This window comes from Phenylobacterium sp. RIFCSPHIGHO2_01_FULL_69_31, assembly GCF_001824475.1.
In the GTDB taxonomy this organism is placed as follows: domain Bacteria; phylum Pseudomonadota; class Alphaproteobacteria; order Caulobacterales; family Caulobacteraceae; genus Phenylobacterium.
Map to the genome: position 1 here is coordinate 171,849 of NZ_MHXN01000045.1, position 8,358 is coordinate 180,206.

Sequence of the window (8,358 nt, forward strand, 5' to 3'; positions counted from 1 at the left end):
CCCTTCCGATGCTTGTACGCCAAAACGAAGCGTTTGGCGGCGCCGTTCCGTCAGTCCAGCCCCAACGCCGTCACCAAGCCCGCAAAGTCCGCGGGCGGCGGCGCTTCGAGGCGCTTCTCCCCGCCGGCCGGATGCGGGAACTTGAGCGCCGTAGCGTGCAGCATCAGGCGCGGCACGGGATGGCCGCCCACGACCAGGGCGCCGCCGTAGCGCGGATCCCCGGCGATGGGACGGCCGATGTGGGCGAGGTGGACGCGAAGCTGGTGCATCCGGCCCGTCTCCGGGTCCAGTTCCAACAGGGCCGCGACGTCGGTGTGCTTCAGCGTCCGATAGCGCGAGACGGCGGTCTCGGCGTCCGGATGGTCGGGTGCGCAGGGCCGCATGTACGCCTCCCGCCCCTGCTCGTCCCGGCGCAGGGCCTGGTCGATCCGGCCGCCCTTCGGCTCCGGCGCCCCGGGCGTGACGATGGCCAGGTAGGTCTTGGAAAAGCGGCGCTTCATCAACGCCTTGCCGAGGAAGCTTGCGGCCGGCTTGGTCTTGGCGGTGAGGATCACACCGGACGTGTCGCGATCCAGGCGATGGATCAGCCGGGGTCGCGCCTTCCCCGGGCGGGCGAACGCCCACAGCAGCTCATCCAGGGTGTGAACCTGTCCCCGTCCGCCCTGGCTGGACAGGCCCGCAGGCTTGTTCAGAGCCAGGATGTCGGCGTCCTCGTACAACACCAGCCCGCGCACGAACTCGACCTCGTCGCGCGAGAGCTGGATGGGACTGGCGGGCTTCACCCGCCCCGTCTAGCGGAGAACGCCCCGCTTCGTCATCAGCCAGGCGTACCAGGCGAAGACCAGGCAGATCACCACGATTACGGTGGGCATGACAGGGCTCATCACTTCCAGCAGGCCGGGCGTGGCGATGTTGTAGACCAGCGAAGCCGCTGCACCCAGGGTCGAGACAGCGAAGGCGTAGGCCGCCCAGCGGCTGCGCGCGAGCAGCAGGAGCGAGCCTACGACCGATCCCCAGACCCCCACCGCCCAGACGGCGTGCATCCACACAGGGAAGGTGGCCATGTACGCGATCTGCGCGTCGGTCATGCCCACCTGCCGGTAGTAGGCTTCGCCCTGCAGGTGGCTCATCGTGTAGTCGTAGCCGCCGAACCCGTTCCAGAGCAGCGCGACCAGGGTCACGAGCCAGAAGTGCCAGGGCACAGCCGGCCGGCCAGCATCGATAGCTTCGGTCATTTCTTGTCCCTCCCGTGGACTTGGGAGGGAGCCTATGCCCGCTCAGTTCGCGGAACAATGGTCGGCGTCAGTCGCCTCCGCGCTCGCGGCGCAGCGCGGCCCAGCGCTCCAAGCGCTCCTTGATCCGGGCTTCCGACCCTTCGCCGCGGGGCTGGTAGAACTGGCGGCGCTCCATCTCCTCCGGGAAATAGTTCTGGCCCGAGAAGCCCTCTGGCGCGTCGTGGTCGTAGGCGTAGCCCTTGCCGTAGCCCAGGTCCTTCATGAGCTTCGTGGGCGCATTGCGGATATGGGCCGGCGGCATCAGCGATCCGGTCTCCTTCGCCGCCTTCATCGCCGACTTGAACGCCACATAGACCGCGTTCGACTTCGGCGCGGCGGCCATGTGGACCACAAGTTGCGCCAGGGCGATCTCGCCCTCCGGTGACCCCAGGAAGTCGTAGGTGTCCTTGGCGGCGTTCGCGAGCACGAGCGACATGGGGTCGGCCTCGCCGATGTCCTCGGCCGCGGCCCGGATCAGCCGCCGGGCGATGAAGAGCGGGTCTTCGCCGCCGGTCAGCATCCGCGCCAGCCAGTAGAGCGCCGCGTCCGGGTCGGACCCTCGGATCGACTTATGCAGCGCCGAGATGAGATTGTAGTGCTCCTCGCGGTCCTTGTCGTAGGCCGGGCTGCGCTTCTGCAGCACCTGCCCCAGCGCCTTGGTGTCCAGCGGCTTGGCCGTGCCGATGTTGAACAGCGTCTCCGCCAGGGTCAGCAGGTAGCGGCCATCGCCGTCAGCCATCGCCCGCAAGGCGGCGCGGGCCTCGCCGTCGAGCGGCAATGTCCGGCCCTCGTGCGCCTCGGCCTTGCCCAGCAGCGTTTCCAGCGCCTCGTCATCCAGGCGCTTGAGCACGTAGACCTGGCTGCGGGAAAGGAGCGCCCCGTTGAGCTCGAACGAAGGGTTCTCTGTGGTGGCGCCGACGAGGGTGACGATCCCCTCCTCGACGAAGGGCAGGAAGCCGTCCTGCTGGGCGCGGTTGAAGCGGTGGATCTCGTCGACGAACAACAGGGTCGCCTGCCCCGCCAGCCGCCGCGTGCGCGCCTGCTCGAACGCCTTCTTCAGGTCCGCCACGCCCGAGAACACGGCCGAGAGCTGCTGGAACTCGTAGCCCGCCTCCTTGGCGAGCAGGCGGGCGATGGTGGTCTTGCCGGTGCCGGGCGGTCCCCAGAGGATCATCGAGGAGAGGCGCTTGGCCTCGGCCATCCGCCGGATCGGCCCCTCCGGTCCCAGCAGGTGGTCCTGGCCCACCACCTCGTCGAGCTTCTGCGGGCGCAGCCGGTCGGCCAGCGGCGACGGCTGGGACGGCGTGAGCCCGGCGGCTTCGAAGAGATCGGCCATGGGCGGCGGTCTAGCAAATCGCCGCGCCGGGCGCCCAGGAAACTCCGCCTACCCCGAGAACACCGCCGTCACCTGGCGGCCGTCGCGCTCGATGGTGACCCGCCAGGTGCGGACCTGGGCCGAGGTGGCGGCGGCCAAGTCGCGCACGCTGCCCATCCGCACGCCGTTCACCTCGCGCACGATGTCGCCGCGGCGAAGGCCCACGTTGCGCGCCGGCCCCGCGCCGACGTTGGTCACAAGCACCCCGGTCTGCGTCAGGGCGTCCAGGCCCAGCTCTTCCGCGACGGCCGGCGACAGGTTGACCACCGTGGCGCCCGCGAAGGGGTTGCGGCCGGTCAGCGTACGCTCGTCGCGGGGCGGATTGGCCGGCGGCGCCTCGGCGCGCAGAGTCAGGGTCTGGTCGGGGCCGCCCGTCGCCCGCCGCACGACGATCTGGAGGCTTTCGCCCGGCCGCCGATTGCGGATCTCGTAGTTCAGCGCGCCGGCGTCCACCACGGGTCGGCCGTCCGCCTGCAGGACGACGTCTCCCTGGCGCAGGCCGGCCCGGGCGGCGGGTCCGCCGGGATAGAGATCGGCCACCAGGGCGCCCTGCGGCAGGGGCAGGCCCAGGCTGCGGGCCATCTCGGCGGTAACGGTCTGGATGCGAGCGCCCAGCCAGGGCCGCACCACCGCGCGGCCTCCGCCCACGGCGGTCTCCACGACCCGCCGCACCACCGCGGCGGGGATCGCAAAGCCCACGCCGGACGAGGTGCCCGAACGGGACAGGATGAAGCTGTTCACCCCGATCAGGTCGCCGTCCATGTCGATAAGGGCGCCGCCCGAGTTGCCCGGATTGATGGCCGCGTCGGTCTGGATATAGGCCGAGCCGCCCTCGCCCGTCGGGTCGGTGATGCGATTCAGGGCCGAGACGATCCCGTTGGTCACCGTCTGGCCGACACCGAAGGGGTCGCCGATCGCCAGCACCAGGTCGCCCACCTGGGTGTCGCCGCTGTCGTCCATGGCCAGCACCTGTAGGCGCTCGCCCGCCGGCAGGTCGATCTTCAGGATGGCCAGGTCCGTGCGCGGGTCCGCCAGCAGGATCTTGGCGGCGAACTCACGGCGGTCGTTCAGGGCGACGGTGATCTCCTGGCCGCCCTCCACCACGTGGTTGTTGGTCACGACGATGCCGTCGGCGCGGACGATGACGCCGGAGCCCAGCGACTGAGCCACCCGCGCCTGCGGCACGCCCAGGCCGAACATCTGCCAGAACGGGTCGACCTGCTGGCGCACGATCCGCTTGGCGGAGATGTTCACCACGGCCGGCGCGGCGCGCTGCACGACGGGTGCGAAGGACGACTTCATGGCCGCGGCGCTGGTGGGCGCGGCGCGGGTGGGTTCGGCGAAGGTGGCCGGCTGGGCCAGCGCCTGGCCGGCGGCCAGAGCGATCGTGAGGGCGGGGATGAGGACGCGAGGCGCGCGCATGGAGTCTCCGAATACGAACGGCGGAACGCTACCCAGGTTTCCGGCGCAAAGATGGCGAAGCTTGACGCCTATTCCGCCGGCGACGCCACAGGCGATGGCTGCCGCGCGGTAGCAAAGGCCAGCAGGAACGCCAGCGCCAGCATTCCGGCTGCCAGATAGATCGCCAAGCCCGGCACATGGAAGTCCTCGTGCCGGATGGACCAGGCGAAAACCTGGCCGAAGATCAGCGGCCCGAAGATCGCCGCCATCCCCTGTAGGCTCTGGTTCGCCCCCTGCAACTGGCCTTGCTCGTGGGGCGCGACCCGGCGGGTCATCAGGCCCTGCAGGCCCGGCATCAGGAAGCCGATGAAGGCGAAGACTGGCACGGCGGCCAGGTAGAGCGCCCCCGTCGGCGCCCAGCCGTACCAGATGAAGCCCAGCATCCCCGACGCCGCGCCCAGCAGCACAGCGTTCCGCTCGCCGATCCGCTTCACCACCGGCCCGATCAGCAGGGCCTGGACGATGACGCCCGCAACCCCCGTGGCGATGAAGGTCATGCCCAGCACGCCCGTGGACCAGCCGTACCGATAGCCCGCGTACAGCACGAAGATCGACGGCAGCACCATGTGGGCGAGCTGGAACAGGAAGCCGACGCCGGCCAGCGGCAGCAGGCCCACATGCGCCCGCAGCAGCCGGAGCGAGCCCAGCGGATTGGCCTTCCGCCAGTCGAACGCGGTCGCGCGCTTCTCGGCCGGGAGGCTCTCCGGCAGGACGAAGAGGCCATAGAAGAAGTTCAGCATGGTGATCGCCGCCGCCGCCAGGAACGGCAGGCGCAGGTCCACCTCGCCCAGCCAGCCCCCGAACGCCGGGCCGAAGATGAAGCCGAAGCTGAAGGCCGAACTCATCCAGCCGAACACCTTGGCCCGGTCCTGCGGCGGAGTGACGTCGGCGAGGTAGGCGTTCGCCGTGGAGAAGCTGGCGGCGGTCAGCCCGTTCAGCACCCGCCCCACGAACAGCCACCACAGCGTCGGCGCAAACGCCATGAACAGGAAGTCCACGGCCAGGCCGAACAGCGAGATCAGCAGCACCGGCCGCCGCCCCCAGCGGTCGGCCATCAGACCGAGGATCGGGCCGCAGAAGAACTGCATCAGGCCCCAGGTGGTGGCGAACAGCACGTTCCACTCGGAGGCCGCCGCCGTGTCCCCGCCGGTGAACTCCTTGATCAGGTTGGGCAGGATCGGGATCATGATCCCGAACGAGAGCGAATTCATCAACGCCAGGGCGAAGATGAACCGGAAGCTGGCCTGGCGGCCCGCCGCCGCGCCTGCGGTCTCACCGCTCATGTCGTTCCCCCTGAACCCGCACCATCAGTCAAACCCGAAACGGGCGCAACGACGTCACCCGGCGCGCCCGGCGACGCTGCGTAGCTGCGCCTGCCACCATTCCGCCAGCCGCGCCAGCAGGGCCTGATCCGGGAAGCCATGGCGCGCGGCGCTTTCGGCCGGAACCCGATCGAAGCCGCGATGCTCGACGCTGACCCGGGTCTCAGCACCCACCGCCTCGAACCGGACCTCGACCTCGGTGTGGAGATCGGGCGGGAAACTGGCCTGCCGCCACGAGAAGACCAGCCGGTCCGCCGGCTCCCAGACCAGCACCTTGCCGATTTCGAAGACCTTGCCGTCGGCCAGCGTCTCGATCAGCCGGCCGTCCTCGAACGCCAGGCGGCCGGGCGGGCGCGGTGTCGTCTGGAACAGGCCGTTGGGGCGCCACCAGTCGCCGATCTCCTGGGTGAAGACCGCGAACGCCCGTTCCGGCGTCGCCTTCACGCGCAGCGCCACATAGACCTTGGAGGTCATGCGTCCCGCTCGACGTGGGCCTTGAACGCCAGGAGCTGGGCGCTCCAGAGCCGCTCGCTCTCTTCCAGCCAGCGTAGGAGATGGACCATGGGCTCAGGCCTCAGGGCATAGATGCGCACCCGCGCATCGAACTCGGGATGACTCTCTTCAACCAGCCCGCTGGCGCGCAGGGTCCGCAGGTGCCGGCTCATGGCTGGTGGGGATATGTCCAGCTCGCGCGCCAGCTCGCCCGCCGCCCGCGGCCGCTGAGCCAGCAGGTCGACGACACGCCGCCGTTGCGGATCGGCCAGGGCGGCCAGCGTCAGGTCGAGGGCGGCGGAGGGCATCAGACGGCCCGATGCTGGGTTCCGGCCCCATAGGTGATGGCGATGAAGCGGCTGGGCTCCGGCACGATCGCCCGATGCCAGGCGCCCTTCGGCACGATGCAGGTTGCGCCCGGCGCCATCTCGATGCGCCGCTCCCCGCCAGCTTCCTCCAGGATCATCACCATGCGCCCATCGACCAGCACCAGCACCTCGTCGCCGCCGGGGTGCATCTCCCAGTTCGGCCAGTCGCCCTCGCTCACATAGGCCGACACCAGCGTACTCAGGATGTCGGAATTGTCGTCGATGGTTTCCCAGAAGCCCTCGACGGGATGGCGGTTCAGCCCGCCCTGCCCGTCCAGGCTCAGGTAGGTGTCCTCAAGGTCCAGCCGCATCAGATCCAGCCCGTGATCTTCAGGCCCGTGGCCGCCTCGGCCTCCTCGCGGGTCACCGCCCTAACCTCCTGTGCGACGGTCCAGATGTGGCCTTCAGGGTCGCGGCAGCGGTAGGTTCGCGCGCCATAGAACTGATCCGCCGGAGCCATCACGATCTCCATGCCGGCCGCCCGCGCGCGTTCGCAGTGGGCGTCGATGTCGGTGTCGACCTGTATGTGGACCGACTGGGTGACCTTGCCGCCGACCGACGCCGGGCTCTTGTAGTCGTCGCTCCATTCGTATCCGACCATGATCGCCGTGTCGCGGAACCGCATCTCGGAATGGACGAGGTTCCCCTCGCCGTCTTCGATCAGCATGAACAGTTCGAAGCCGAACGCCGCCTCCAGGAACTTCAGCGCGGCCTTGGGGTCGCGATAGACCACGGCGGACATCAGGGGCGATCGCCAGTCGGCCATTGGACGGCCCTCCTTGCCTGAGGCGACGACACAATTTCGTTGCGCTCTTGGATAATATTTAACGCATACCGCAATTATATCGTCAAGGCGTGAGCGCGGGCGCGATGTCCTCGACGCGGCCGTCGTTGGCGGCGGGGACCACGCCCAGCAGCTTGGCCAACAGGGGATAGACGCTGACGTTGTCGAACGCCGGCAGCGTCACGCCGGCGCGGAAGGCGGGACCGTTGGCGACGAACACCGCGGCCATCTCGGGGCTCTCGGGATCGAAGCCGTGGGCGCCCCACTCCGGCTTCTTGGGCTTGTAAGCGCGGGTGGTGAGGGTCCAGCCGGTCTGCGGCAGGCAGAAGAACGGCGCCACACGGGGGTTCTTCCCATAGTGGAAGCGCGCCGGAATGTCCGCCTTCGCCCAGCACTGGAAGTGATCGTGCGGCTTCTGCAGGGCGGTCGCGACCTCGCGCTCCCGCCCCGGGGCCGGATAGATCGTCATGAACGCTCCACCGGTCAGGTACCGGTAAGCGTCCGCCGGCAGGTGGTCGTCCATGTAGAGCGTGCGGTCCGGCGAGAGCTGGGCCATCCCGTGGTCGGCCACCACGATCAGGTTGGCCGCGATTCCGCGGGCCTTCAGCCCAGCGACCAGACGGCCGATCTCGGCGTCGGCCTGGGCCACCGCCGCCAGGGTTTCGGGCGCGTCGGGCCCATAGTCATGCCCGGCCGTGTCGATGGTGTCGAAGTAGAGCGTCAGGAACCGCGGCCGCTCCGCCGTGGGCAGATCCAGCAGCCCCAGCAGGCGCTGGACTCGCACATCGTTCGGCGTCTGCATGTCGAACGGCGCGGAGTGGCGCGGCCGCACGCCCTGGATCGCCGCCTCGGCGCCCGGCCAGAACACCGGGGCGGTGGCGATCCCGGCCCGCTCGGCGCTGACCCAGATCGGCGTCCCCTCGTCCCACCAGCGCCGATCCTGGACCGCCTGGCGGTTCGCCATCCGGAAGGTTTCTCCAGGCCAGCGTGGATCCTGGAAGGTGTTCTCCACGATGCCGTTGCGGTCCGGCCGCAGGCCGGTGACCAGAGCATAGTGGTTCGGGAAGGTCTTCGACGGGAACGAGGGCCGCATCGCGCCGCGCACGCCGCTGGCGGCGAGTCCCGACAGGACAGGCGTTACACCCCGGTCCAGGTAGTCCGGGCGGAACCCGTCGATGGAGACCAGGATGACCGGCGGAGCATCACGGGCGGGTGTTGGAACCAATGCGCACGCGGCGAGCAGGACGGCGGCGAGGGCCGCGATGAAGCGAAGCATGTCCGC

General features: G+C 69.6%; 10 protein-coding genes. All 10 read right to left on the reverse strand.

The genetic code is table 11. The annotated features are described in order from the left end of the window. Positions 1 to 50: 50 nt before the first annotated feature. Positions 51 to 782, reverse strand: a complete 732-nt coding sequence (locus tag A2790_RS23015; protein ID WP_293397013.1) for an RluA family pseudouridine synthase — start codon at positions 780 to 782, stop codon at positions 51 to 53. A gap of 9 nt (positions 783 to 791) precedes the next feature. Further along, on the reverse strand, positions 792 to 1,235 hold the full coding sequence (locus A2790_RS23020) for a hypothetical protein (RefSeq protein WP_293397016.1): 444 nt from the start codon (positions 1,233 to 1,235) through the stop codon (positions 792 to 794). Positions 1,236 to 1,302: 67 nt separating this feature from the next. After that, a complete protein-coding gene (locus A2790_RS23025; RefSeq protein ID WP_293397019.1) occupies positions 1,303 to 2,610 on the reverse strand; it encodes a replication-associated recombination protein A in 1,308 nt (435 codons plus the stop codon). A gap of 48 nt (positions 2,611 to 2,658) precedes the next feature. Continuing rightward, the gene (locus A2790_RS23030; protein ID WP_293397022.1) at positions 2,659 to 4,071 is read right to left on the reverse strand and encodes a Do family serine endopeptidase; all 1,413 of its coding nucleotides are present in this window, start codon (positions 4,069 to 4,071) and stop codon (positions 2,659 to 2,661) included. 68 nt (positions 4,072 to 4,139) lie between these two features. Further along, positions 4,140 to 5,393, reverse strand: a complete 1,254-nt coding sequence (locus A2790_RS23035) for a TCR/Tet family MFS transporter (RefSeq protein ID WP_293397025.1) — start codon at positions 5,391 to 5,393, stop codon at positions 4,140 to 4,142. 54 nt (positions 5,394 to 5,447) lie between these two features. Then, complete coding sequence (locus tag A2790_RS23040; protein WP_293397028.1) at positions 5,448 to 5,906, reverse strand: SRPBCC domain-containing protein; 459 nt, start codon at positions 5,904 to 5,906, stop codon at positions 5,448 to 5,450. Continuing rightward, entirely contained in the window at positions 5,903 to 6,232 is a 330-nt protein-coding gene (locus A2790_RS23045) for a metalloregulator ArsR/SmtB family transcription factor (RefSeq protein WP_293397031.1), read from the reverse strand. Before A2790_RS23045 ends, A2790_RS23040 begins: the two co-directional genes overlap by 4 nt. Then, positions 6,232 to 6,603, reverse strand: a complete 372-nt coding sequence (locus tag A2790_RS23050) for a cupin domain-containing protein (RefSeq protein ID WP_293397034.1) — start codon at positions 6,601 to 6,603, stop codon at positions 6,232 to 6,234. Before A2790_RS23050 ends, A2790_RS23045 begins: the two co-directional genes overlap by 1 nt. Then, complete coding sequence (locus tag A2790_RS23055) at positions 6,603 to 7,058, reverse strand: VOC family protein (protein WP_293397037.1); 456 nt, start codon at positions 7,056 to 7,058, stop codon at positions 6,603 to 6,605. Before A2790_RS23055 ends, A2790_RS23050 begins: the two co-directional genes overlap by 1 nt. A gap of 82 nt (positions 7,059 to 7,140) precedes the next feature. Further along, positions 7,141 to 8,352 carry an ectonucleotide pyrophosphatase/phosphodiesterase gene (locus A2790_RS23060; RefSeq protein WP_293397040.1) on the reverse strand — a complete coding sequence of 404 codons (1,212 nt, stop codon included), beginning with the start codon at positions 8,350 to 8,352 and terminating at the stop codon, positions 7,141 to 7,143. Positions 8,353 to 8,358 lie beyond the last annotated feature (6 nt).

Excerpts from the sequence above, each read along its gene's own strand:
- A2790_RS23060 (WP_293397040.1), bottom strand. The coding sequence starts at position 8,352 with ATGCTTCGCTTCATCGCGGCCCTCGCCGCCGTCCTGCTCGCCGCGTGC.
- A2790_RS23030 (WP_293397022.1), bottom strand. The coding sequence starts at position 4,071 with ATGCGCGCGCCTCGCGTCCTCATCCCCGCCCTCACGATCGCTCTGGCC.
- A2790_RS23040 (WP_293397028.1), bottom strand. The coding sequence starts at position 5,906 with ATGACCTCCAAGGTCTATGTGGCGCTGCGCGTGAAGGCGACGCCGGAA.
- A2790_RS23055 (WP_293397037.1), bottom strand. The coding sequence starts at position 7,058 with ATGGCCGACTGGCGATCGCCCCTGATGTCCGCCGTGGTCTATCGCGAC.
- A2790_RS23050 (WP_293397034.1), bottom strand. The coding sequence starts at position 6,603 with ATGCGGCTGGACCTTGAGGACACCTACCTGAGCCTGGACGGGCAGGGC.
- A2790_RS23025 (WP_293397019.1), bottom strand. The coding sequence starts at position 2,610 with ATGGCCGATCTCTTCGAAGCCGCCGGGCTCACGCCGTCCCAGCCGTCG.
- A2790_RS23020 (WP_293397016.1), bottom strand. The coding sequence starts at position 1,235 with ATGACCGAAGCTATCGATGCTGGCCGGCCGGCTGTGCCCTGGCACTTC.
- A2790_RS23045 (WP_293397031.1), bottom strand. The coding sequence starts at position 6,232 with ATGCCCTCCGCCGCCCTCGACCTGACGCTGGCCGCCCTGGCCGATCCG.
- A2790_RS23035 (WP_293397025.1), bottom strand. The coding sequence starts at position 5,393 with ATGAGCGGTGAGACCGCAGGCGCGGCGGCGGGCCGCCAGGCCAGCTTC.